The sequence below is a fragment of the Streptomyces sp. SID5464 genome (assembly GCF_009862985.1).
Classification (GTDB): domain Bacteria; phylum Actinomycetota; class Actinomycetes; order Streptomycetales; family Streptomycetaceae; genus Streptomyces; species Streptomyces chartreusis_D.
In genome coordinates, this window is the sequence record NZ_WWIQ01000075.1 from 165,644 (window position 1) to 188,100 (window position 22,457).

Genomic DNA, 22,457 nt, shown 5'->3' on the forward strand with positions numbered 1-22,457 from the left:
CCGACCGACCGTTCGACGCGTCGGACACCGCCGATCCGCCGACCTCCGTGGCCGATGCCGCCGGCTCACCGACCGGCGTGGCCGCTCCCGTCGTCTCCACGGGGGCGACAGCGATCCGCACCCCGTCAGGCGCTGCCCCGCCCTCGGCAGCGACATGGACGACCTGGGCCTCGCCCAGTCCGGCGCTGAGGTCGGGGCTGTCCTCGAAGGGGCGGATGCCGAGGGCCATGGCGTCAGCTCGCAGCTCCGCCTGGCGGTGCCCGCCGGTCAGCAGGGCCCACACGGGTGTGCCGCCGAGCTCCAGCGCCCGCACGAGCAGGTCCGCCACGAGCAGCACCCGCAGGTTCGTCATGTCGGAGCCGGGCGCGTGCACCTCCACACGGGTCAGGCCCCGGCGGGCCGGAGCGGCGTCGACCGGCTCGCCGGTACGGGCGTCGATGATGCGCAGCACGAGGCGAGCGTAGGCCGGGTGGGCGGGCGCACGCAGGCATGTGCGGCTTTTTCCGGCCACCGTGGCGGGAAGACCCCACCAATGGCGTGGCGGACGGACCGGTCACCGGGGTGGGGCCGCCCAGCCGCTGACGCGCCGCTCCGTCAGACCGCCCTGCCGGGAATCGCCCACCGCCGCTCAGCCCAGCGTCCCCAGGAACCGCACGTGTGGCCGCTGCTCAGGGCCTTCACGGCTGACGGCGGCCCGCACCCCGTACACCTCGGCGATGAGTTCCTCCGTCAGGACATCGCCCGGAGCGCCGCCCGCCACGACCCGCCCCGCGCTCAGGACGACGAGCTCGTCGCAGTACATCGCCGCGAGGTTGAGGTCGTGCAGGGCGACGACGGTGGTGACCGGCAGTCCGGTGACCAGGGCGAGCAGATCGAGCTGGTGGTGGATGTCGAGGTGGTTGGTGGGCTCGTCCAGGAGGAGTTCGCGGGGTTCCTGGGCGAGCGCGCGGGCGATCTGCACCCGCTGGCGCTCCCCGCCCGAGAGGGTGTGCCAGGGCTGCTCGGCCCGGTCGGCGAGGCCGGTGCGCCCCAGGGCCTCGCGCACGGCCCGTTCGTCGTCCGCCGAGCCGGCAGTCCAGGCCCGGCGGTGCGGCACGCGGCCCAGCCGTACGACGTCCGCGACCGTCAACTCGACCTGCGTGTCGGCCTGCTGCTCGACCACGGCGAGGCGGCGGGCGACGGTACGGCGGGGCAGGTCGCCCAGCGGCGTTCCGTCGAGGGTGACGACTCCGGCGGTCGGGGTGAGCAACCCGGCCAGCAGCCGCAGCAGCGTGGACTTGCCGGAGCCGTTGGGGCCGAGCACGCCGACGGTGGAACCGGTCTCCGGCGCGAGGACGACACCGTCGAGGATGAGGCGCCCGTCGGCACGGCGACCGACCCGGTCGGCCCGCAGCCCGGCACCGGACACCGCTGCTCCCGCTGTCCCGCTCACCGCACACTCCGCGTCCGGTACAGCACCACCACGAACGCCGGCACCCCGATCAGCGACGTCACGACTCCCACCGGCACCTCCTGGGGATCCAGCACCGTACGGGCGAGGGTGTCCACCCATACCAGGAACACCGCTCCGGCGAGCGCGGTGACCGGCAGCAGCCGGGCGTGCCCGGGACCGGCCAGGGCCCGCGCGGCGTGCGGCAGGACCAGCCCGACGAAGCCGATCGCCCCGGCCGAACTGACCAGCGCGGCCGTGAGCAGGGCCGTGACGCACAGCAGCACCAGTCGGGTACGGGCCACGGACACCCCGAGCGCGGCCGCCGCGTCCTGCCCGAAGGCGAAGGCGTCGAGAGTACGGGCGTACGACAGGCACACCACCAGCGTCACGGCCAGGACGGCCAGGCACAGCCACACGTCGGTCCAGCCCGCACCCCCGAGCGAGCCGAGGAGCCAGAACAGCACGCCCCGGGTCGTCTCGGCGTCCGCGGCGGTCATCACGACGAAGGAGGTGAGCGCGGAGAAGAGCTGCATGGCGGCGACGCCCGCGAGGACGACCCGGTCGGTGGTGCCGCCGAGGGTGTGGCTGAGCAGCAGCACCAGCGCGAAGGACACCAGGGCGCCGAGGAACGCGCCCGCGGAGACCGAGACCGTACCGCCGCCGACACCCAGGACGACGACCACGACCGCGCCGGTGGAGGCGCCGGAGGACACCCCGAGCACGAACGGGTCGGCGAGCGGGTTGCGCAGCAGCGACTGCATCACCGCCCCGCACACGGCGAGTCCGGCCCCGCACACGGCCGCGAGCAGCGTGCGCGGCAGCCGCAGCTGCCAGACGATACCGTCGCGGATCGGCGTCAGGTCCGAACTGCCGAGGCCGAGGTGGGCGGCGACGACGGACCAGACGTCCGCGATCCTGATGTCGGCGGGGCCGACGGTGATCGCCAGGGCCAGGGAGGCGGCCAGCAGGAGGGCCCCTCCGGTGCCGAGCGCGAGCCCGCGGACGGTCACTTCACGAGCCCGAACTCGCGCAGTCCGGCGGCGACCTGTTCCACGCCCTCGACCGTGCGGATGGTGGGGTTCATGGCCTGCCCGCTGAGCAGCACGTACCGCTTGTGCCTGACCGCGTCCATGTTCCTGGTCACCGGGTTGGACTCCAGGAAGGCGATCTTCTTCGCGGCCGACTCGGCGGTCTGCGACCTGCGGGTGAGGTCGCCGATGACGAGGACGTCGGGGTCGCGGTCGGCGACCGTCTCCCAGTTGATCTGCGGCCACTCCTCGTGCGTGTCGTCGAAGACGTTCTTCGCGCCGAGGGCCCGGGTGATGATGCCGGGCGCGCCGCAACAGCCCGCCATGTAGGGGGACTCGGAGTTGGCGAACCAGTACAGGAGGGTGACGTCGGAGGCGTGGATGCCCCGCGTGGCCTTCGCCATGCGCCGCTGCAGGGAGGCCACGAGCTTGTCGCCCCGTTCCGGCACCCCGAACACGGTCGCCAGGTCGCGTACTTCGCCGTAGATGGTGTCGATGCCCAGCGCCTTGTCGCGCGCACCGTCACCGTCACCGGAGTTGTCCTTGCCGGCGCAGTCGGACGGGGAGACGTACGTGGGGACGCCGAGCTTCTCGAACTGCTCGCGGGTGGCGACCCCGCCCTCGCCGAGGGTGGAGACGAAGGAGGCCGCGACGAAGTCGGGGTCGGCGGCCAGGACCCGTTCGAAGGACGGGTTGTCGTCGGCGATGCGCGGCACCTTCGCATTGGCCTTCTCCAGCCCCTTCATCACGGGGTCGGTCCAGGTGGCGGTGCCCGCGAGACGGTCGGCGAGGCCGAGGGAGAGCAGGATCTCGGTGGTGCCCTGGTTGAGGGAGACGGCGTGCTTCGGCGGGGCCTCCACGCGCACCTCGCGGCCGCAGTTGTCGAGCGTGACTGCGGCTTTCGCCGTGGTGGCCCGCGAGTCGCCGCAGCCGGTCAGGAGCAGGGAGCCGGCCGCGAGCAGGACGGCGGCACGGGCAGGTCGGGCGAGGGGCACGGAAACCAGTCCTCAGGCGTCGAGGGCTCGATCGCGGAGCCCGGTCGTACGGTGCTCCCCCGCCGCGAACGGCCGCGGGGGCCGCCAGCAGGTCTTCGGACTCGGGTTCGTCCGGTGCGGGGCGCCTTCCCGGACGTCACACACGCCGTCCAGTGGCCGAGGCCCCGCCCGTCCCCCTCACCGCTGCGCGTCAGTTCCGGATTCGCACCGGATTCCCTGACCCACGTACATGGGTTCGACTGGCCTCGGCAAGCTATCACGGAGGGCGCGGGGGAATCACCGCCCGCCTTGCGTCGTTGTCCGGACGAGAGCTCACCCACGGGAGGAGGCCGACGGTGTACGGCGACGAGGCAACGGTCCGCAAGATCCTCACCGAACTCGGCGACACCTGGGCCGTGGTCGGCCTGTCGTCGAACCGGCGGCGCGCGGCGTACGGCGTCGCCGAGGTGCTGCAGCGCTACGGCAAGCGCGTCGTGCCGGTGCATCCCAAGGCGGAGACGGTACACGGCGAGAAGGGGTACGCCTGCCTCGCGGACATCCCCTTCGACGTGGACGTCGTGGACGTGTTCGTGAACAGCGATCTCGCCGGAGCGGTCGCCGACGAGGCGGTCGCAAAGGGCGCGAAGGCCGTGTGGTTCCAGCTCGGCGTCATCGACGAGGCGGCGTACGACCGGACCCGCGCCGCGGGCGTGGAGATGGTGATGGACCGCTGCCCGGCGATCGAGATCCCACGACTCCCTCATCACCGCGTACAGAATCCCTGAAGCGCTTTCCAGGAAATGCCCGCGCCGGGTCAAGGCTGTACAACTCGCCTTCTGCCGTCGGCTGACCGATTCCTAGCCTGAGGCCTCTTGCTCGCAGAACTCACCGAGTTCTTCATGAGAGGCCCCTTGATTCATGGTGAGCGTCGACCAGGCAGCAGCGGGGGTAAAGGGGGGTCCGGGCGGACTGCGCCGGGACGTCGGACTGATCGGGCTCATGTGGGCGTCGGTCGGTTCCATCATCGGCTCCGGCTGGTTGTACGGCGCCGAGAAGGCGGTCGTGGCGGCCGGCCCCGCGGCGATCCTTTCGTGGCTGATCGGCGCGGTCGCGATCGTGCTGCTCGCCCTGGTGCACGCGGAACTGGGCGGCATGTTCCCGGTCGCGGGCGGCACGGCACGGTATCCGCACTACGCCTTCGGCGGACTGGCCGGCATGTCCTTCGGCTGGTTCTCCTGGCTCCAGGCGGCGACCGTGGCACCGATCGAGGTCGAGGCCATGATCGGCTACGCCGGGCACTGGCACTGGGCGCAGGGCTTCCAGCACCCGAAGGACGGGACGCTGACGGCCGGCGGGTTCGTCGTCGCCGTGGTCCTCATGGCCGTGTTCGTCGTCATCAACTTCCTCGGCGTGCGGCTCCTGGCGCACACCAACAGCGCCGCCACCTGGTGGAAGGTGGCCGTGCCGCTCGCCGCGATCTTCATCATCGCGGCCGGCAACTTCCACCCGGGCAACTTCACCGAGCACGGCTTCGCCCCGTTCGGCGCCCACGGCGTGCTGAGCGCCGTCAGTTCCAGCGGCATCATCTTCGCCCTGCTGGGCTTCGAGCAGGCGATCCAGCTTGCGGGCGAGAGCCGCGACCCGGCGCGTGACCTGCCCCGTGCGACGCTCGGCTCGGTCGCCATCGGAGCCGCGATCTACGTCCTGCTCCAGGTCGTCTTCATCGCCGCCCTGCCGCTGGCCTCCTTCGCGCACGGCTGGACCAAGCTCGACTACCCCGGCATCAGCGGCCCTTGGGCGGGACTGGCCACGCTGCTGGGGCTCGGCTGGCTGAGCGTGGTGCTGTATCTGGACGCGGTCGTCTCTCCGGGCGGCACCGGCCTGATCTACACCACCGCCACCTCCCGCGTCTCCTACGGCCTGGCCCGCAACGGCTACGCGCCGAAGATCTTCACGCGCACCGACGCGCGCGGCGTGCCGTGGTTCGGGCTCATCGTCTCCTTCGTGACCGGCGTGGTCTGCTTCCTGCCGTTCCCGAGCTGGCAGCAGCTCGTCGGCTTCATCACCTCGGCGAGCGTGCTGATGTACGCGGGCGCCCCGCTGGCGTACGGCGTCTTCGCGGACCGGCTGCCGCACCGCGAACGGCCCTACCGCCTGCCCGGCGGGAACGTCATCTCCCCGCTGTCGTTCGTCGTGGCCAACCTCATCATCTACTGGTCGACCTGGGACACCCTGTGGCGGCTCGGCGTGGCCATCGTCCTCGGCTACGTCCTGCTGGGCGGATACGCCTGGTACGCCACCCGCAAGGGCCTGCCCGACGCACCCCGGCTCGACTGGAGGGCCGCCCAGTGGCTGCCGGTCTACCTGCTGGGCATGGGCGTCATCTCCTGGCAGGGCGGCTTCGGCGGTCAGGGACACATCGGACTGTGGTGGGACATCCTGGTCATCGCGGTGTTCTCCCTGGCGATCTACTACTGGGCCCGGGCGTCGGCGTCCCGGCCGGCGGAGATCGAGCGGAGCATCGGGGAGGTGGCCGTCACCGAGGCGCCCGCCCACTGACACCGCCCCCGCGCGGCCGGCGCCTCCATAATGAGCGCATGACCCACGCCTTTCCTCCTCCGGACTCCGGCGCCCCGCAACGCTTCCCAGTCGTTGTCGTGGGCGCCGGTCCCGCTGGGCTGACCGTCGGCAACATCCTGCGGGCCGCGTCCGTGGACTGCCTGGTGCTGGAGGCCGAGAGCCGGGAGTTCATCGAACAGCGGCCCCGGGCCGGAGTCATGGAGGAATGGGCCGTGCGGGGCCTGGAGAAGCGCGGCCTCGCCCGGAACCTGCTGGACCGCGCGGAACTGCACACCGCGTGCGAGTTCCGCTTCGACGGCGAGCGGTACCGGTTCCCCTACGGTGAGCTGACGGGCAGTCACCACTTCGTCTATCCACAGCCGTTGCTCGTGACGGACCTGGTGCGCGAGTACGCCGACGTACGCGGCGGACAGATCCGCTTCGGGGTCCGGGACGTGCGGGTGCACGACATCGACACCGACCAGCCGTCCGTGTCGTACACGTGCCCGGAGACGGGTGAACACCGCGTCGTGCACTGCGACTTCGTGGCCGGCTGCGACGGGGCGCGCGGAGTGACGCGGGCCGCTCTGCCGCCGGAGCGGGTCCGGGTCGCGCGGCACGACTACGGCATCGGCTGGCTGGCCCTGCTCGCCGAGGCCCCGCCGTCCGCCGACTGCGTGCTGTTCGGCTGCCACGCCAACGGGTTCGCCGGGCAGATGCCCCGCAGCCCGGAGGTGACCCGCTACTACCTCCAGTGCCCGCCGGGCGACGACCCGGAGAACTGGCCGCACGAGCGCGTCTGGGCGGAGCTCCAGGAGCGGCTCGGGGCGTCCGGTGTGCCGCCGCTGACCGAGGGGCGGCTGATCGAGAAGCGCGTGCTGGACATGCACGACTACGTGGCCGAGCCGATGGTGTCCGGCCGGCTCTTCCTCGCCGGTGACGCGGCCCATCTGGTCGCGCCGATCGCCGCCAAGGGCATGAACCTCGCGCTGCACGACGCCTTCCTGCTCGGCGACGCCCTGGTGGCCCACCTGACCGGCGGCGACGACAGCGGCCTCGGCGGCTATGCGGAGGCGTGCCTGCGGCGGGTGTGGGACTACCAGGAGTTCTCGCAGTGGCTGTCCGAGGTGTTCCACGGCTCGGCGGCCGGCGACGCGTTCCGCGCGGGCACCACGCTCGCCCGGCTGCGCCGCCTTTTCACCTCGCGGGCGGCCGCCGCCGCGTTCGCCGAGCAGTACCTGGGGACGGCAGCGCAGTACTGATTCAGTCGTGGACGGGCCGGTCGGTGAGCCGGTGGTCGGCCACGTTCAGCGCCTCGTCGACGAGCCGGCGCAGATGGCCGTCGCGGAGCGAGTAGATCACCCGGCGGCCTTGCTTGCGCGTGTTCACCAGGCCCGCGAGACGCAGTCGCGCCAGGTGCTGGCTGACGGCGGGCCGGGCCGCCCCGCACGTCTCCGTGAGGGTCGTGACGTCGGCCTCTCCCCCGGCCAATGCGTGCAGCAGGGCGAGGCGGGTGCGGTCGCCGAGCAGGCCCAGGAGTTCGGCGGCGAGCGCGAACTGTTCCTCGCCGGGGCTGCGCGGATGCGCATCGTGCGCAGCTGACAGGTGCATGCGTGCGCTCATACGCACATAATGGCTCCTCGGGCGTGTGGACGTCCACTCGCGCGCACCGGAAGGAGACCCACGTGAGCGACCGGCACGAGCACTCCCACCCGCACGGCCACGGACACCGGCACGGCCTGCTCCACCGGATGGCCCACCTCCTCACCCCGCACTCCCACGAGACGGCCGACAAGGTCGACTCCGCCCTGGAGTCGTCGGCCCGCGGGATGCGGGCCCTCTGGGTCTCGCTCGCGGTGCTCGGCGTGACGGCCCTGGCGCAGGCGGTGGTGGTGGCCGCCTCCGGCTCGGTGGCGCTCCTCGGGGACACGGTCCACAACGCGGCGGACGCGCTGACCGCCGTACCACTCGGGATCGCCTTCGTCCTCGGCCGGCGCGCGGCCACGCGCCGCTTCACCTACGGCTATGGACGGGCCGAGGACCTGGCGGGCCTGGTGATCGTGCTGACGATCGCCGCGTCGGCGGCCTTCGCCGGCTGGACGGCGATCGACCGCCTCCTCGACCCGCGCCCGGTCCAGCACGTCCCGGCGGTCGCCGTGGCGGCCCTCGTGGGGTTCGCGGGCAACGAGTGGGTGGCCCGCTACCGCATCCGCGTCGGCCGTGCGATCGGTTCCGCCGCGCTGGTCGCCGACGGACTGCACGCCCGCACCGACGGCTTCACCTCACTGGCCGTGCTGCTGGGCGCCGGCGGGTCGGCCCTGGGCTGGCAACTGGCCGACCCGATCGTCGGGCTGGCGATCACGGCGGCGATCGCGCTGGTGCTGCGGGACGCGGCGCGGGAGGTGTTCCGCCGGGTGATGGACGCGGTCGACCCGGCCCTGGTGGACCGGGCCGAGCGGGCACTGACCGAGGTCGCCGGGGTGCGCGGGGTGGGTGAGCTGCGGCTGCGCTGGATCGGTCACCGGCTGCGCGCCGAGGTCGCGGTCGTGGTGGACGGTGACGTGACCGTACGTCAGGCCCACCGCATCGCGGTCGACGCCGAGCACGCCCTGCTGCACGCCGTGCCCCGCCTCACCGCGGCCCTGGTCCACGCCGACCCGGAACCGGCCCCGGGGGAGACCGACCCGCATCTGCCGCTGGCCCACCACGCGGTGGCGTAGGACCCGTCCTCAGGCGACCCCGAGCCCCTCCAGCACCACCGCGCCCGGCAGTTCCGCGAACGCCTTGCCCGGCACCAGCAGCTTGCCGCGCCGCCGGCCACTGCCGACCAGCGCGTACGGCAGCTCGACGACGGCCGCGTCCACCAGCACGGGCCAGCCGCCCGGCAGTCCGAGCGGGGTGATGCCGCCGTACTCCATGCCGGTCTCCCCGGTCGCCGTGTCCATCGCGGCGAACGAGGCCTTGCGCGCGCCGAGTTGGCGGCGTACGACGCCGTTGACGTCGACGCGGCCGGTGGACGGCACGACGCTCGCGGCGAGCGTGGTCTCACCACCGCGCTTGCCGGCGACCACCACGCAGTTGGCGGACCACTGCAGCAGGTCACGGCCGTAGTGCTCCACGAAGGTGTCGGTGTCGGCCCACTGCGGGTCGGTGTCGACGTAGAGGATCTGCTCGGCCGGGACGCTGCCGTTCCAGTGGCGTACGGCGTCGGCGACCGGGTCGGTGAGCTCGTCGAGGCAGGCTGGGGCCGGACGGGCGTCGTCGAAGTGTCCGATGGGTGCGCGCATGACCGCACGCTAACAACACGGGACCGCCCTCGGACCGGGCACCTCAGGTCACGGGCGGCACCGAGACGGCCATCATCATCTCCATCGGCACCTCGCCGGTGTTGCCGTACGTGTGCGGGAGGTTGGCCTCGAAGGACACGCTCGCGCCCGCGGGCACGCGGTGGTCGACACCGTCGACAGTGAGCGTCAGCTCCCCGGCCGTGACGTGGAGCAGCTCGATGGTGCCGGCGGGGTGCGGGTCGGACGCGCTGCTCTCGCCGGGCATGAGCCGCCAGTCCCACATCTCCAGCGGGCCGGGCGCCTCGGTCCCGGCGAGCAGCCGGTTGTAGCTGCCGGCCTCGGTGTGCCACAGCCGTACGGCCTGCTCCGGGGGGACGATGCGGACCCTCGGGCCCTGCTCGTAGTCGAGGAGGGTGGTGATGCTGACGCCGAGCGCGTCGCCGATCTTGACGACGGTGCCGAGGCTGGGGTTGGTGCGGGCCTGCTCGATCTGGATGAGCATGCCGCGGCTGACGCCCGCCCGGGCGGCGAGCACGTCCAGGGTGAAGCCGCGCACCGCGCGCCAGTGCTTGACGCTGCGCGCCAGGGACTGGGTCAGCAGGTCGAGGTCCGACACATTCCGTCCAATATTCCGTAAGGCATAGTGCATCCGGCTGCACTACGGTGTGGTTGACCTGAGCGTTCACCGAACTGTACTGCGAGGCACCCGTCCGGCGGACGGCGACGGCGGCCACGCCGACCGGGCTGTCGGGGCGGTTCAGGATTCCGGCTTCAGCTCGGCCAGTCCGGCCGCGGCCTCCTCGTCCAGCTCGGCGAGCCGGGCCGCCGTCTCCTCGTCCAGGCCCGACAGGGCGCGCAGCTGCTCGGGCGTGACACCCTCCGGTATCGGCACCGGCGGCGGGGTGCGCAGCGGCGGCTGCCAGCCGTCGGCCGGTGTCCAGCGCCGTACGACGCGCGCCGGCGCGCCCGCCACCACGGCGTGGTCGGGCACCGCCCCCCGGACCACCGCGCCCGCGGCCACCACCACGTTCCGCCCGATCCGGGCACCGGGCAGGATCACCGCGCCCGTGCCGATCCAGCAGCCGGGCCCGATCTCCACCGGCTCCATCCGCGGCCACTGCTTGCCGATCGGCTCGTGCGGGTCGTCGTAGGAGTGGTTCGTGGACGTGACGTAGACGTACGGGCCGAAGTAGCAGTCGCTGCCGATGGTGACCGTCGTGTCCGCGATGACGTGACTGCCCCGGCCCAGGACGACACCGTCGCCGATGCGCAGGATCGGGTCCGGACCGAGGTCGAGGTCGGGCATCAGGCCCGCGGTGAGGGTGACCTGCTCGCCGACGATGCAGTGGGCGCCCACGTGGATCCAGGGTTCGCCGAAGACCGTGCCGAGCGGAAAGGCGAGTCTGGTACCTGTTCCCATCGCGCCGAATCGGTAGCGCCCGGGGTGTTCGGCGGTCACGGAGCCCGTGCGCTGCACCCAGGCCCAGCCCGCGTGGACGGCGCGCTGCGCGAGGCCGCGCCGCCAGGATGAGAACGTGTTCTTGCGCTTCGGCACGAGGTCACGGTACTCAGCGGTAGCTCACCCCGTGGTGTTGGAGGCCTGTGATCTTCGCCCTACCGGGTGTCGTACGGTTTGCGCGTTGTCTACGACGTTTCTGGAGGCCGACATGGGACAGCGGGCGATGATCACGGGCATCGGCGGCAGGGAGCCGGAGATCGACGAGACGGCGTTCGTGGCGCCGACGGCGTCGGTGATCGGGGGCGTGACGCTGGGTGCGGGGGCGAGTGTCTGGTACGGGGCGGTGCTGCGGGGCGACGTCGAGGCGATCTCCGTCGGGGCGAGCAGCAACGTCCAGGACAACTGCACGCTGCATGCGGACCCCGGGTTCCCGGTGACGGTGGGTGAGCGGGTCAGCATCGGTCACAACGCGGTGGTGCACGGCGCGACCGTCGAGGACGACTGTCTGGTCGGGATGGGGGCGACGGTCCTGAACGGGGCGGTGATCGGGGCCGGGTCGCTCGTCGCCGCGCAGGCGCTGGTGCCGCAGGGCATGGTGGTGCCGCCCGGGTCGCTGGTGGCGGGGGTGCCGGCGAAGGTCCGGCGCGAGCTGTCGGAGGAGGAGCGCCAGGGGATCACCCTCAACGGCACGATGTACGCCGAGCTGGCGAAGGCGCATCGCGAGGTGCATGCGTAGGCACGCGCCCCTAGGAGGCCTGCGCCTCCGTCACTTCCAGGTTCTGGCCCGCCTTCTTCGCCCTGCGCTTGAGGATCAGCATCGACGTGAGGCCGACGAGGACCGCTGCCACCAGGCCCAGCCACGAGAAGCGCTTCAGCCAGGACTCGGCGACGATGCCCACGTAGTAGATGACCGCCGTCGTGCCGCCTGCCCAGACGATGCCGCCGAGGACGTTGGCGATGAGGAACTTCCAGTACGGCATGCGGAGCACACCGGCGAGTGGGCCCGCGAAGATGCGGAGGAGGGCGACGAAGCGGCCGAAGAAGACGGCCCACATGCCCCACTTCTCGAAGGACCGCTCGGCCGTGGCGATGTGGCCCTCGCTGAAGTGCTTGGGGAACTTCTTGCCCAGCCAGGCCAGCAGGGGGCGGCCGCCCTTGCGGCCGATGGCGTAGCCGATCGAGTCGCCGATGATCGCGCCGGCCGTGGCGCTGGCGCCGAGGACGACGGGGTCGATGTGGCCGTGCTGGGAGGCCAGCAGGGCGGAGGAGACCAGGATGATCTCGCCCGGCAGCGGGATGCCCAGGCTTTCCAGGCCGATGACCAGTCCCACCAGTGCGTAGACGGCGACCGCGGGTACCGTTTCGAGCCACTCCTGGACGTGCAACGCCGGATCCTTTCCCTGTGCTTCCCTGCGTGCACGGGAAGCCTACCGGGTGACAAGACGTCCTCCGCGGCTCAGGCGTTCCAGTTCCACTCGGCGACCTCGGGCAGGTCCGTACCGTGCTCGCGGATCCAGGCGTGGTGGCGGGTGCGGGCGTCGGCCATCCGCTGGCGTACGGCCGTGGCCCGCACGGCGAGACCCGGGACGCGGTCGATGACGTCCATGACGAGGCGATAGCGGTCGAGGTCGTTGCGGACGACCATGTCGAAGGGCGTGGTGGTGGTGCCGGCCTCCTTGTAGCCGCGCACGTGCAGGTGCTGGTGGCCGGCGCGGCGGTAGGCGAGGCGGTGGATCAGCCAGGGGTAGCCGTGGTAGGCGAAGATCACCGGCTTGTCGGCCGTGAAGAGGCCGTCGTACTCGAAGTCGTTCATGCCGTGCGGGTGTTCTTCCCGGGGCAGCAGCCGGGCGAGGTCGACGACGTTCACCAGGCGGACGGACAGGTCGGGCAGGTGCCGGCGCAGCAGGTGCGCGGCGGCCAGGGTCTCCTGGGTGGGGACGTCACCGGCGCAGGCCAGCACCACGTCGGGCTCGCGGGAGCCGTCCTCGCTGCCGGCCCACTCCCAGATGCCGGCGCCGCGGGCGCAGTGGACCCGGGCCTCGTCCATCGACAGCCAGTCGAAGCAGGGCTGCTTGCCGGCCACGACGACGTTGACGTAGTCGCGGCTGCGCAGGGCGTGGTCCGCGACGGACAGCAGGGTGTTGGCGTCCGGCGGGAGGTAGACCCGGACGACCTCGGGACTCTTGTTGAGGACGTGGTCGACGAAGCCGGGGTCCTGGTGGGAGAAGCCGTTGTGGTCCTGCCGCCACACGTGGGAGGTCAGCAGGTAGTTGAGGGAGGCGATAGGGGCGCGCCACGGCAGTCGCCGGGAGGTGCGCAGCCATTTGATGTGCTGGTTGACCATCGAGTCGACGATGTGCACGAACGCCTCGTAGCAGGAGAACAGCCCGTGCCGGCCGGTGAGCAGATAGCCCTCCAGCCAGCCCTGGCAGAGGTGTTCGGAGAGGACCTCCATCACCCGGCCGTGCCGGTCGAGGTCCTCGTCGATGTCGAGGGTGCCCGCCTGCCAGGCCTTGCCGCTGGCGGCGTAGACCGCCTGCAGCCGGTTGGAGGCGGTCTCGTCCGGGCCGACCAGGCGGAAGTCACGACGGTCGGCGGTGTCCCGCATGACCTGGGCCAGGAGGTCGCCGAGGACGCGCGTGGGCTCGTGCAGGGTCGTGCCCGGCTTGTCGACGGGGACGGCGAAGTCGTCCAGGGGCGGGATCGGCAGGTCGCGGACGAGCAGCCCGCCGTTGGCGTACGGGGTGGCGCCGAGCCGCCTGCCGCCCTCGGGCACGCAGGCGAGGACGTCCGCGACCGGCCGGCCCTCGGCGTCGAACAGCTCCTCGGGCCGGTAGGAGCGCAGCCAGGCCTCCAGTTGGCGCAGGTGTTCCGGGTTGTCGCGGACGCCGGCCAGCGGCACCTGGTGGGAGCGCCAGGTGCCCTCGACCGGCTCGCCGTCGACCTCGGCCGGGCCGGTCCACCCCTTCGGGGTGCGCAGCACGATCACCGGCCAGTGCGGGCGCTCGGTCGCGCCCTCCTCGCGGGCGGCGCGCTGTGCCTCGGCGATGCGGTCGAGCGCGGTGTCCATCGCCTGGGCCATCGCGCGGTGGACGGCGGCCGGGTCGTCGCCGCTGACGTGGATCGGCTCGTGGCCGTAGCCGCGCAGGAGCGCGTCGAGCTCGGACTCCGGGAGGCGGGACAGCACGGTCGGGTTGGCGATCTTGTAGCCGTTGAGGTGCAGGATCGGCAGGACGGCACCGTCGTGGACGGGGTCGAGGAACTTGTTGGCGTGCCAGGATCCGGCCAGCGGGCCGGTCTCGGCCTCTCCGTCGCCGATCACGCAGGCGACCAGCAGGCCGGGGTGGTCGAGGGCGGCGCCGTAGGCGTGGGCGAGGGAGTAGCCGAGTTCGCCGCCCTCGTGGATCGAGCCGGGCACCTCCGGGGCGACGTGGCTGGGCACGCCGCCGGGGAACGAGAACTGCCGCAGCAACAGCTCCATGCCCTGCGCGTCCCGCGTCACGTCCGGGTACCTCTCGGTGTAGCTGCCCTCGAGCCAGGAGTTGGCCAGCACCGACGGGCCGCCGTGGCCCGGGCCCCAGATGCACAGCACGTCCAGCGCGCGGTTCCTGATCACCCGGTTGAGGTGCGTGTGGACGAGGTTGAGTCCGGGCGAGGTGCCCCAGTGGCCCAGCAGCCGCGGTTTGATGTGCTCGGGCCGCAGCGGCTCGGTCAGCAGCGGGTTCGCCAGCAGGTAGATCTGGCCGGCCGCCAGGTAGTTGGCGGCCCGCCAGTGGGCGTCCAGCGTGCGCAGTTCCTCGTCGGTCGGTTGCGTGCTGCTGTCCTGGCGCGGGGCCTCCGGCATGAGTGACTCCCTGGGTTCGGCGACGGCCTCAGGAGGAGTACCAGTCTGTTCCGGTTCGATGCCCGGCGCCTCCCGGCCGTGTGCCGACCGCTGCGCGGTGGGGCCGGGCGGACCGGATGGGCCACGCGTCGGGATCCGGGGCGGGCCGCCCGACCGGGTGACACGACGGGTGACCCGGTGGGTGACGCCGAAGGCCGGGACGGCCCCGCCCGACCGGGCCGGTGAGCCGAGAGCCGACCCCGCGGACGCCCGGACCCGCCCCGGGCCCTGGCGGCACGACACCCCGGAGGCTCGGTCTACGGGAGCGCGGTGGAGTGGAGCGTCGTCATCACGGCCGTCGTCACGGGGGCTGTCGCGGACCCCAGTACGTCGGCGTGGGGCACCGGGCCGAGGACATCGGTACCGGGCGTGCCGGTGTCGCCGGGGGCCCGTCCCGGTTCGGCCGCGCCGCAGCAGTCCGCCTGGGCGAACCGCGTCTCGTACCGCTCCTGCGGCAGATCCCCGGAGTCGCTGCGCGGGGGCTCGGGCCGATGCCCGGGCGGGGCCCCGTCGTACAGCTCCTTCTCCCGGCGGCTCTCCTGCCCGCGGCTCTCCCGAGGCGCGTCCTGGCCCCGCCGCTCCCCCGGCTCCCGCGCATCCCCAAAATCCCCCGCCGCGGCGCCCCCCGACCCCACCTCCGGTTCCAGCGCCCAGCGTTGCGCCGCGGATCCGTCGCGCCCGGCGACGACCACGTTCCGGCCCGTGCCACGGGCAAGGGCCAGCCCCTTGCCGCCGCGCGGCAGGAGTTCGCCGCGCACGGTCAGGTCGTAGCGCACCACTCCCTCGTGCACGAGGCAGCCGGCCAGGACGACCGAGCCCTCGGCGGTGTCGGAGCCGAGGCAGAGCGTGGGGTCGGCGGCGCTGCGCAGCATGCCGTCGTCCTGGTACGACCACTGGAGGGGCCCGGCGGCGGAGCACGAGGTCAGCACCATGCGGGCGTCGGCCCGGGGCCGGCCGCCCCGGACGCCGAGGCACAGGCCTGCGTCGAGGTTGCGCAGCCGTCCGCGGGCCACTTCGGCGGGGTGGCCGGCGGACGCGGCCGACGGGAGCCCGGCCGAGGAGGTTCCGGTGGAGTCGGGGGCGACGGAGTGGCCGCTGACCGCTCCCCAGGTGGCCCGTGGGGTGACGGTGCCGCCCTCCTCCGTCCAGCCCCGGGCGGCGAGCAGCGTCGCGAGCAGCACGAGGGAGGTCACCCCGACCGCGGCGGCCAGCGCCTTGGTGTGTCTTCTCGAAGGCCCGGGCCGGCCGCCCGCCGGCAGGGCCTGGGCCCTAAGCCGGTGGCGGCCACCGGCTCCGGCCGCGGACAGGGCACCCCGGCCCCGGTCCCGGCCGGGCCGTGATTCGAGGTAGCGGCGGGCGCCCCAGCCGAGCACCGTCTCCACGAGCAGGTCCTCCAACCCGCCCTCGAAATGGCTGAGTTGCTCGGCGGCGTGCCGGCAGTAGCGGCAGGCCATCAGATGCCGTTGCACGTCCGGCAGCAGAGCCCCGCCGCGACGCATCGGAACGTCCAGCAGCCGGTTGTAGAAGCGGCATTCCTGCGTCGGCGCGAGTTCCCGGTGGGCCCGGACGCAACCCGCCCGGAATTGCTCACGCGCCTGCTCCAGCGCGGCCGACGCGGTACGGACGTCCACTCCCAGCAGACCGGCCGGTACGGATATGGGCTCGGCCTCGACCTCGGTATGCCAGAGCAGGCATTGGGACGCCCCCGGAAGGGCCCCGAATGCGCGCTCGGCGAGCCGCCGCCTTTCGGCCGTCACGGACCGCGCGGCACGCAGTCCGCGCGCGCCGACGGTTTTGCGGAGTTCCGGCAGTACTCCGCAAATGCCGTCGTCGGCGGCCCATTCCCGGACCGCGTCCCGGACGGCCGCGAGCAGCCGCGGGCGCAGCGCGCCGCCGCCCGGCCGGGCGAGTTCCCGGCGGAACGCGGCGGCGGCCGCCATGGACGCCGAATCCTCGGAGGAGGCCAGGCAGATCACGGCGTACTCGTACACCGCCCGCCAGTGCCGGGCCAGCAACAGGGCGACCGCGCGCGGGCCTTCGCCGGGATCACCGACCCGGGCGAGGAGATGGCGATCGGAATCCGCGGGACCCGCTCCGGGGCGCGGCGGGTACGGGGGGCGTGGGGGGTAGGGGGATTGCACTGAACCATTTCCTTCCAGCCGCAGGACGGCATGCGAATTGCGCGTCCGTCGGAAAGCAGGTGCGTGATTGGTGCATACCTATGCCGCGTCAGCTGCGGACTTGGCTGTGAGGTGGCTCACTTTCGCACATACGACTCACAGGCAACAAGGAGTTCGGATGACCCGAGTTCAAAACGAGAGGAATTCAGATATGTTACCGGCGGTATCCGCACCGGCTTTCGATAACACTCCGACGGCGGCTCTCAAGTTGTGTGGGCGCAAAGGCGGTTGGTCCACGAAATCTCCGACCGCGCAGCCCTCCCCCGGGACATCGCGGCCGACATGCGAGAGCCCCGGCACTCGGCCGGGGCTCCGGGCAGGCGACAGGCGGATCAGCCGTTGGGGCGCAGCGTCCAGACCACGGTCATCTCGCCGGTGACCGCACCGTCGGCCCGCTGGATGGCGATGGACACGGGGAACTCCGGGCGCCCGCCCGCGTCCAGTTCGGCGACGACCTCGGCGGCCGGGCGGCCGAGGGTCGCGGTCGCGGTGACCGCGCCCATCGCCAGCTTCTTGTAGGCGATCTCGGCGCTGACGGCGAGCGGCACGGCGCGCGAGAGCTGGTCCCCGAACGCGGCCAGCACGATCGCCCCGCTCGCGGACTCGCCGAGCGTGAACATCGCCCCGGCGTGCGGCCCGCCCACGTGGTTGTGGTACTCGCCCTGGTCGGGCAGGGACACCACCGCCCGCTCCGGCGTCGTCTCGAGGAATTCGAGGTTCAGGGTCCGGGCCATGGGCACCGTGGCGGCGAGCATCTCGCCGATGGACATCTGGTCTGCGCTCATGGCCGCATGTTACTCACGAGTAGAGAGAGCTGACCAGGCCCGTGTGACGGCCGCCGCATCGTCCTCGCCGACCGTCCGCCCCGCCCCGTTCCCGCGTTGCTACGCCTCCGTCCACGGGCAGTGACCGAATCGTGTCCGGAGCGCGGCTAGGGTTGCTGCCCATGTGGCCAGGACAGCAGCCGCCCGGGGGCGAGCAGAACCCGCAAGCGAACAACCCGTACCAGCAGCCGGGTTACCAGCAGCCGAATCCGTACCAGCAGCCGGGCTATCAGCAGCAGCCCAGTCCCTACGGACAGCAGCCGCAGTGGGGTGCCCCCGGGCCGGCCGGCGCGCCGCAGCCCCCGCAGGGCGGTGGCGGCGGCAACCGGACGAAGCTGGTCGCGATCATCGCCGCCACGGCGGTCGTCGTGGCGGCCGGTGTCACGGGCTTCCTGGTGCTGGGCGGCGACAAGGACGACACGGCGGACGGCGGCAAGGGCGGAAGCAAGAAGAGCACGGCGCCGGCGAGCCCGTCCGCGGAGGCGAGCACGCCCGCCGCGGGCGACAACCCCCGCGGCGGCGGGGAGGAGAAGCCCACGGTCAAGGGCTGGAAGGTCGTCATCAACCCCAAGTGGGGCACGGCCTTCGACGTGCCCGCGGACTGGGAGGTCGCGTCCCCGACGTCGTCCGTCTTCTTCGAGGACGAGAAGTCCGACGACGGCAAGCCGCTCATCATCATGTCGGCGCCGGCCTTCTACAAGTCCAAGTGGTGCACCAGCGACGACAACAAGGACGGCAGGACCGAGAGCGAGGCCCTGGCCGGGGCGGGCACCAAGGGCGCGGACGGGGCCAAGAACACCGATGAGGTCGCCCTCAACCAGGTTGCCTGGTGGGTGTACGGCGGTTACACGCAGCCGGACAAGAAGAGCGTCAAGACCGACGAGAAGGCCAGGCCCTACACCACCACCGCGGGCGTGAAGGGCAGCGTCGCCTGGGCGTGGTCGGAGAACACTCCCGACAAGGGCAAGTGCGCGAGCGACGGCAAGGCGGTCACGTTCGGCTTCAAGAACTCGGCGGGCGACTTCGTCGCGTGGAGTTTCTTCGGGGCCAAGGGCGTCAAGGACGAGGTGCCCAAGGAGACCATCCTGAAGATCCTCAGCACGGTCCGGCTGCACGGCGAGCCCACCGGAGGCTGACGCCGCCGAACGGGCCCGCCTGCGACAACGCGCAAACCGTTTGGCAGGACGGGCCCCCGGCGGCGATAGTCGGCCGGTGACCTCGCCCCCCACCCCCACCGCCTCCGCCCGACGCCCCCGCCGGCCCGCCTGGGCGGGGCGCAACTACTCCCTGCTCACCGCCGCCGCGGTCGTCACCAACCTGGGCAGCCAGGGAGCCCTGGTCGCCGCGGCGTTCGCCGTGCTCGAAACGGGCGGCGACGGCGGTGACGTCGGCCTGGTCGCGGCGGCCCGCATGCTCCCCCTGGTGCTGTTCCTGCTGATCGGCGGCGCCGTCGCGGACCGGCTGCCCCGGCACCGCGTCATGGTGGCGGCCAACGCCCTGAACTGCGTCTCCCAGGCCGCCTTCGCCGCCCTCGTGCTGACCGGGGATCCCCGGCTGTGGCAGATGATGCTGCTCGCCGCCCTCGGCGGCACCGGCCAGGCCTTCTTCGGCCCGGCCGCCGAGGGCATGCTGATGTCCTCCGTCTCGGGCGAGCAGGCGGGCCGCGCGTTCGCGGTGTTCCGGATGGCGATGCAGGGCGCGGCCCTGGGCGGCGCCGCGGTCGGCGGTGCCATGGTCGCCGTGATCGGGCCCGGCTGGGTGCTGGCGGCGGACGCGGCGGCCTTCGCCGTCGCCGGGGTGCTGCGGGCCTTCCTCGACGTCGGTCACATCCCGCCGCGCGCACCGGGCGGTGGTCTGCTCGCCGATCTGCGGGAGGGCTGGCGGGAGTTCTCCGGCCGGGCGTGGCTGTGGGCCGTCGTCGTCCAGTTCTCGATCGCCAACGCGGTCGTCTCCGCCGCCGACGCGGTGTACGGCCCGCTCGTCGCCCGGGACCACCTGGGCGGCGCGGGCCCGTGGGGCCTCGCCCTGGGCGCGTTCGGGGCGGGCACCGTCGCCGGGGCCGTGTTGATGACCCGCTGGAAACCCCGCCGCCTGCTCCTCGCCGGCACCCTCTGCGTCTTCCCCCTGGCCCTGCCCTCGGCCGCGCTCGCCGTGCCGGTGCCGATCGGGGTGCTCTACGTGGTGATGTTCGTCGCCGGCGCTACGATCGAGGTGTTCGGCGTGTCCTGGATGACGGCCCTGCACCAGGAGATCCCCGAGGACAAGCTCTCCCGCGTCTCGGCGTACGACTGGTTCGGCTCGGTCGCGCTGGTACCGCTCGCCACGGCCGCGGCCGGCCCCGCCGAGGAGGCGTTCGGCCGTACGGCCGCGCTGTGGGGCTGCGCCGGCCTGGTCGTCCTGGTCACGGCGGCCGCGCTGTGCGTACCGGACATACGCAACCTGCGGCGCAGGACCGCCCCGGTGGCCCGAGGCGGCACCGGGCACGCGTCAGCCGATGCCGAACGCCCCGTCGGGGGGCTCGGGTGACGGCACGGCGTCCTCGTCCCGCACGGCCCGCGCGTCCCCGATGAAGTCCCGCAGGGCGGCGCCGTGTTCGACCCGGGCCGGGAAGACGTCGGCGGCCATGAGCCGGGCCAGGGCGGCGACGTCGACCGGCTGGTGCCCGGCCACGAGCACCGCGTTCCCGAACCGCCGTCCCCGCAGCACCCCCGGCTCGGCGATCAGCACGAGTTCCTCGAAGACGGTGGCCAGGGTGGCGAGTTGCGACCGCAGAAAGGCGAAGGGCGCGGCGTCGGGCAGATTCGCGAGATAGAACCCACCGTCCCGCAGCACCCGCACGGCCTCGCGGACGTAGTCGACGGACGTCAGATGCGCCGGCACCCGCGACCCGCCGAACACATCGGCCACGATGACGTCCGCCGCGTCCGAGGGAGCGTTTTCCAGCCACGCCCGGGCATCCGACGCGTGCAGCGTGACCCGCGCCCCGTCCGGCAGCGGCAGGTGCTCGGACACCAACTCCAGCAGCCCCCGATCGGCCTCGACGACGTCCTGCCGTGCCCCCGGCCGGGTCACGGCCACGTACCGGGGCAGGGTCAGCGCCCCCCCGCCGAGGTGCAGCACGTCCAACGCGGCCCCCGGCTCCGCCACGACATCCAGCACATGCCCGAGCCGCCGCGCGTACTCGAACTCCAGATGCGTCGGCTCGTCCAGATCCACATAGGACTGCGGCGCCCCGTCGACGGTCAGCAACCAGGCCCGTTCCCGGTCGACGTCGGGCATCAGCTTGGCAAACCCATGATCGACGGACCGGGCGACGGGAATGGAGTCCTTCACCCCTCCATTGTGCGTGGGACAACGCAGAGGAGGGGCGCGGGGAACTGCGCGACCAGCCCAAGACGGCCCGCAGTCCCCCACCACCTCAACCCACCACGGTCACGGTCCCGGCCCCCACGGTCCGCCCACCCTCACGAATGGCGAACCCGAGCCCCGGCTCCAACGGCACCTCCCGCCCCAGCTCCACAGTCATGGCAACCGTGTCGCCGGGCCGAGCCACCGCCACCTCACCGAGGTCGACCACCCCCACCACATCCGCGGTCCGGATGTAGAACTGCGGCCGGTACCCGGAGGAGACGGGCGTCGTCCGCCCACCCTCCCGAGCCGACAGGACATACACCTGCGCCGAGAAACGCCGCCGCGGCTTCACACTCCCCGGCGCGGCCACCACGTGCCCCCGCCGGACAGCGTCCCGGGGAACCCCCCGCAGCAGCAGCGCCACGTTGTCCCCGGCCTGCGCCTCCTCCATCGGCTTGCCGAAGGTCTCCAGCCCCGTGACCACCGTCTCCACGGAAGCCCCGAGCACCTCGACCTTGTCCCCGACCCGCACCGTGCCCCGCTCCACCGCACCGGTCACCACGGTCCCCCGCCCGGTGATGGTCAGCACGTTCTCCACGGACAGCAGAAACGGTGCGTCCAGATACCGCTCCGGCATCGGCACATACGTGTCCACCGCGTCGAGCAGCGCCTCGATCGAGGCAGTCCAGCGCGGGTCACCCGCCAGTGCCTTCAGTCCCGAGACGCGTACGACGGGTACGGAGTCGCCGCCGTAGCCGTGCGCGGTGAGCAGGTCGCGGACCTCCAGCTCGACCAGGTCGGTCAGTTCCTCGTCCCCCGCGTCGGCCTTGTTGAGGGCGACCACGATGTGGTCGACGCCCACCTGCCGGGCGAGCAGTACGTGTTCGGCGGTCTGCGGCATGATCCCGTCGAGCGCGGAGACGACGAGGATCGCCCCGTCGAGCTGCGCGGCGCCGGTGACCATGTTCTTGACGTAGTCGGCATGGCCCGGCATGTCGACGTGCGCGTAGTGCCTGGTGTCGGTCTCGTACTCGACGTGCGCGATGTTGATGGTGATGCCGCGCGCCGCCTCCTCGGGCGCTCGGTCGATCCGGTCGAACGGCACGTACGTGCCGGTGCCGCGCTCGGCGAGGACCTTGGTGATCGCGGCCGTCAGGGTCGTCTTGCCGTGGTCGACATGACCCATCGTGCCGATGTTGAGATGTGGTTTCGTGCGGACGTAGGCCGTCTTGGACATGGCTGTACCTCGAAGCGTCTCGTCATGGAGTGGGACCCCGAGGACCTGCCCGACCCTCCCCCTGCGGGGTCCGCCGGACGAACCGGAGAGGGTCAGCTTCGGGCGCCGTCTGCAACGGCCGTGACAACCACGACGGCAGCCTTCGGGGCATCCGTGACCACGGATGCTGCGAGGGTGAAGGCGTGCCGGAACATGAGTCAGATCATTGCCGACGCTTTACCGCACGTCGAATGGTTTTCGGCG

The 22,457-nt window shown here is 72.5% G+C and carries 20 protein-coding genes, 1 pseudogene and 1 riboswitch; of the genes and pseudogenes, 7 read left to right on the forward strand and 14 right to left on the reverse strand.

Annotation, left to right across the window (positions count from 1 at the left end):
• From GTY47_RS37060 to GTY47_RS37075, 4 genes and pseudogenes are all read right to left on the reverse strand, one after another.
• Positions 1–451 (reverse strand): annotated as a pseudogene (locus GTY47_RS37060) (hypothetical protein); the annotation flags it as partial.
• Between the two features lie 177 nt (positions 452–628).
• A complete protein-coding gene (locus GTY47_RS37065) occupies positions 629–1,432 on the reverse strand; it encodes an ABC transporter ATP-binding protein (RefSeq protein WP_231911188.1) in 804 nt (267 codons plus the stop codon).
• On the reverse strand, positions 1,429–2,442 hold the full coding sequence (locus GTY47_RS37070) for an iron chelate uptake ABC transporter family permease subunit (protein WP_010041227.1): 1,014 nt from the start codon (positions 2,440–2,442) through the stop codon (positions 1,429–1,431). Before GTY47_RS37070 ends, GTY47_RS37065 begins: the two co-directional genes overlap by 4 nt.
• The gene (locus GTY47_RS37075; RefSeq protein ID WP_010041229.1) at positions 2,439–3,455 is read right to left on the reverse strand and encodes an ABC transporter substrate-binding protein; all 1,017 of its coding nucleotides are present in this window, start codon (positions 3,453–3,455) and stop codon (positions 2,439–2,441) included. The genes GTY47_RS37070 and GTY47_RS37075 overlap by 4 nt, the downstream gene beginning before the upstream one ends.
• A gap of 68 nt (positions 3,456–3,523) precedes the next feature.
• Positions 3,524–3,714, reverse strand: a riboswitch (cobalamin riboswitch).
• Between the two features lie 76 nt (positions 3,715–3,790).
• On the opposite strand from GTY47_RS37075, the gene GTY47_RS37080 reads away from it, so the two are divergent.
• The 3 genes from GTY47_RS37080 to GTY47_RS37090 all read left to right on the forward strand — a co-directional run bounded on the left by GTY47_RS37080 (position 3,791) and on the right by GTY47_RS37090 (position 7,255).
• Positions 3,791–4,219: a CoA-binding protein gene (locus tag GTY47_RS37080; RefSeq protein WP_010041231.1), complete on the forward strand. Its 429-nt coding sequence runs from the start codon at positions 3,791–3,793 to the stop codon at positions 4,217–4,219.
• Positions 4,220–4,352: 133 nt separating this feature from the next.
• A complete protein-coding gene (locus tag GTY47_RS37085) occupies positions 4,353–5,993 on the forward strand; it encodes an APC family permease (RefSeq protein ID WP_010041234.1) in 1,641 nt (546 codons plus the stop codon).
• Positions 5,994–6,031: 38 nt separating this feature from the next.
• A complete protein-coding gene (locus tag GTY47_RS37090; protein ID WP_029181263.1) occupies positions 6,032–7,255 on the forward strand; it encodes a 4-hydroxybenzoate 3-monooxygenase in 1,224 nt (407 codons plus the stop codon).
• 1 nt (position 7,256) lies between these two features.
• Here GTY47_RS37090 and GTY47_RS37095 read toward each other — a convergent pair whose 3' ends face one another.
• On the reverse strand, positions 7,257–7,616 hold the full coding sequence (locus GTY47_RS37095; protein WP_010041238.1) for a metalloregulator ArsR/SmtB family transcription factor: 360 nt from the start codon (positions 7,614–7,616) through the stop codon (positions 7,257–7,259).
• A gap of 62 nt (positions 7,617–7,678) precedes the next feature.
• Between GTY47_RS37095 and GTY47_RS37100 the strand changes: the two genes are divergently transcribed.
• Positions 7,679–8,713: a cation diffusion facilitator family transporter gene (locus GTY47_RS37100; RefSeq protein ID WP_010041240.1), complete on the forward strand. Its 1,035-nt coding sequence runs from the start codon at positions 7,679–7,681 to the stop codon at positions 8,711–8,713.
• A 9-nt stretch (positions 8,714–8,722) separates the two neighbouring features.
• Here GTY47_RS37100 and GTY47_RS37105 read toward each other — a convergent pair whose 3' ends face one another.
• The 3 genes from GTY47_RS37105 to GTY47_RS41770 form a co-directional block, all read right to left on the reverse strand.
• Positions 8,723–9,280 carry a YbaK/EbsC family protein gene (locus tag GTY47_RS37105; protein WP_010041242.1) on the reverse strand — a complete coding sequence of 186 codons (558 nt, stop codon included), beginning with the start codon at positions 9,278–9,280 and terminating at the stop codon, positions 8,723–8,725.
• Between the two features lie 43 nt (positions 9,281–9,323).
• Complete coding sequence (locus GTY47_RS37110) at positions 9,324–9,896, reverse strand: XRE family transcriptional regulator (protein ID WP_010041243.1); 573 nt, start codon at positions 9,894–9,896, stop codon at positions 9,324–9,326.
• Positions 9,897–10,037: 141 nt separating this feature from the next.
• On the reverse strand, positions 10,038–10,835 hold the full coding sequence (locus tag GTY47_RS41770) for an acyltransferase (protein ID WP_010041246.1): 798 nt from the start codon (positions 10,833–10,835) through the stop codon (positions 10,038–10,040).
• A gap of 112 nt (positions 10,836–10,947) precedes the next feature.
• Here GTY47_RS41770 and GTY47_RS37120 point away from each other — a divergent pair, with 112 nt between their 5' ends.
• Positions 10,948–11,475, forward strand: coding sequence for a gamma carbonic anhydrase family protein (locus GTY47_RS37120; protein ID WP_010041247.1), 528 nt, complete (start codon positions 10,948–10,950; stop codon positions 11,473–11,475).
• A gap of 10 nt (positions 11,476–11,485) precedes the next feature.
• On the opposite strand, the gene GTY47_RS37125 is transcribed toward GTY47_RS37120, so the two are convergent.
• The 4 genes from GTY47_RS37125 to GTY47_RS37140 all read right to left on the reverse strand — a co-directional run bounded on the left by GTY47_RS37125 (position 11,486) and on the right by GTY47_RS37140 (position 17,587).
• The gene (locus GTY47_RS37125) at positions 11,486–12,124 is read right to left on the reverse strand and encodes a DedA family protein (protein WP_010041248.1); all 639 of its coding nucleotides are present in this window, start codon (positions 12,122–12,124) and stop codon (positions 11,486–11,488) included.
• 71 nt (positions 12,125–12,195) lie between these two features.
• On the reverse strand, positions 12,196–14,583 hold the full coding sequence (locus GTY47_RS37130) for a phosphoketolase family protein (RefSeq protein ID WP_010041249.1): 2,388 nt from the start codon (positions 14,581–14,583) through the stop codon (positions 12,196–12,198).
• A 296-nt stretch (positions 14,584–14,879) separates the two neighbouring features.
• Complete coding sequence (locus tag GTY47_RS37135) at positions 14,880–16,763, reverse strand: RICIN domain-containing protein (RefSeq protein ID WP_102514899.1); 1,884 nt, start codon at positions 16,761–16,763, stop codon at positions 14,880–14,882.
• A 371-nt stretch (positions 16,764–17,134) separates the two neighbouring features.
• Entirely contained in the window at positions 17,135–17,587 is a 453-nt protein-coding gene (locus tag GTY47_RS37140; RefSeq protein WP_173937324.1) for a DUF4442 domain-containing protein, read from the reverse strand.
• Between the two features lie 161 nt (positions 17,588–17,748).
• Here GTY47_RS37140 and GTY47_RS37145 point away from each other — a divergent pair, with 161 nt between their 5' ends.
• On the forward strand, positions 17,749–18,762 hold the full coding sequence (locus GTY47_RS37145) for a hypothetical protein (protein ID WP_010041253.1): 1,014 nt from the start codon (positions 17,749–17,751) through the stop codon (positions 18,760–18,762).
• Positions 18,763–18,838: 76 nt separating this feature from the next.
• Entirely contained in the window at positions 18,839–20,152 is a 1,314-nt protein-coding gene (locus GTY47_RS37150; RefSeq protein WP_010041255.1) for an MFS transporter, read from the forward strand.
• Here the strand turns inward: GTY47_RS37150 and GTY47_RS37155 are convergent.
• Together GTY47_RS37155 and tuf are read right to left on the reverse strand one after the other, a co-directional pair.
• Entirely contained in the window at positions 20,114–20,959 is an 846-nt protein-coding gene (locus GTY47_RS37155; RefSeq protein WP_010041256.1) for a fused MFS/spermidine synthase, read from the reverse strand. The two genes, GTY47_RS37150 and GTY47_RS37155, sit on opposite strands and share 39 nt — an antisense overlap.
• Positions 20,960–21,044: 85 nt before the next feature.
• Positions 21,045–22,214, reverse strand: coding sequence for an elongation factor Tu (gene tuf, locus GTY47_RS37160; protein WP_010041258.1), 1,170 nt, complete (start codon positions 22,212–22,214; stop codon positions 21,045–21,047).
• Between the last annotated feature and the right edge of the window lie 243 nt (positions 22,215–22,457).

What these genes read in the sequence shown, in the direction of transcription:
- GTY47_RS37085 (WP_010041234.1), top strand. Translation starts at nt 4,353, where the DNA reads ATGGTGAGCGTCGACCAGGCAGCAGCGGGGGTAAAGGGGGGTCCGGGC.
- GTY47_RS37090 (WP_029181263.1), top strand. Translation starts at nt 6,032, where the DNA reads ATGACCCACGCCTTTCCTCCTCCGGACTCCGGCGCCCCGCAACGCTTC.
- GTY47_RS37095 (WP_010041238.1), bottom strand. Translation starts at nt 7,616, where the DNA reads ATGAGCGCACGCATGCACCTGTCAGCTGCGCACGATGCGCATCCGCGC.
- GTY47_RS37105 (WP_010041242.1), bottom strand. Translation starts at nt 9,280, where the DNA reads ATGCGCGCACCCATCGGACACTTCGACGACGCCCGTCCGGCCCCAGCC.
- GTY47_RS37120 (WP_010041247.1), top strand. Translation starts at nt 10,948, where the DNA reads ATGGGACAGCGGGCGATGATCACGGGCATCGGCGGCAGGGAGCCGGAG.
- GTY47_RS37130 (WP_010041249.1), bottom strand. Translation starts at nt 14,583, where the DNA reads ATGCCGGAGGCCCCGCGCCAGGACAGCAGCACGCAACCGACCGACGAG.
- GTY47_RS37140 (WP_173937324.1), bottom strand. Translation starts at nt 17,587, where the DNA reads ATGAGCGCAGACCAGATGTCCATCGGCGAGATGCTCGCCGCCACGGTG.
- GTY47_RS37145 (WP_010041253.1), top strand. Translation starts at nt 17,749, where the DNA reads ATGTGGCCAGGACAGCAGCCGCCCGGGGGCGAGCAGAACCCGCAAGCG.
- tuf (WP_010041258.1), bottom strand. Translation starts at nt 22,214, where the DNA reads ATGTCCAAGACGGCCTACGTCCGCACGAAACCACATCTCAACATCGGC.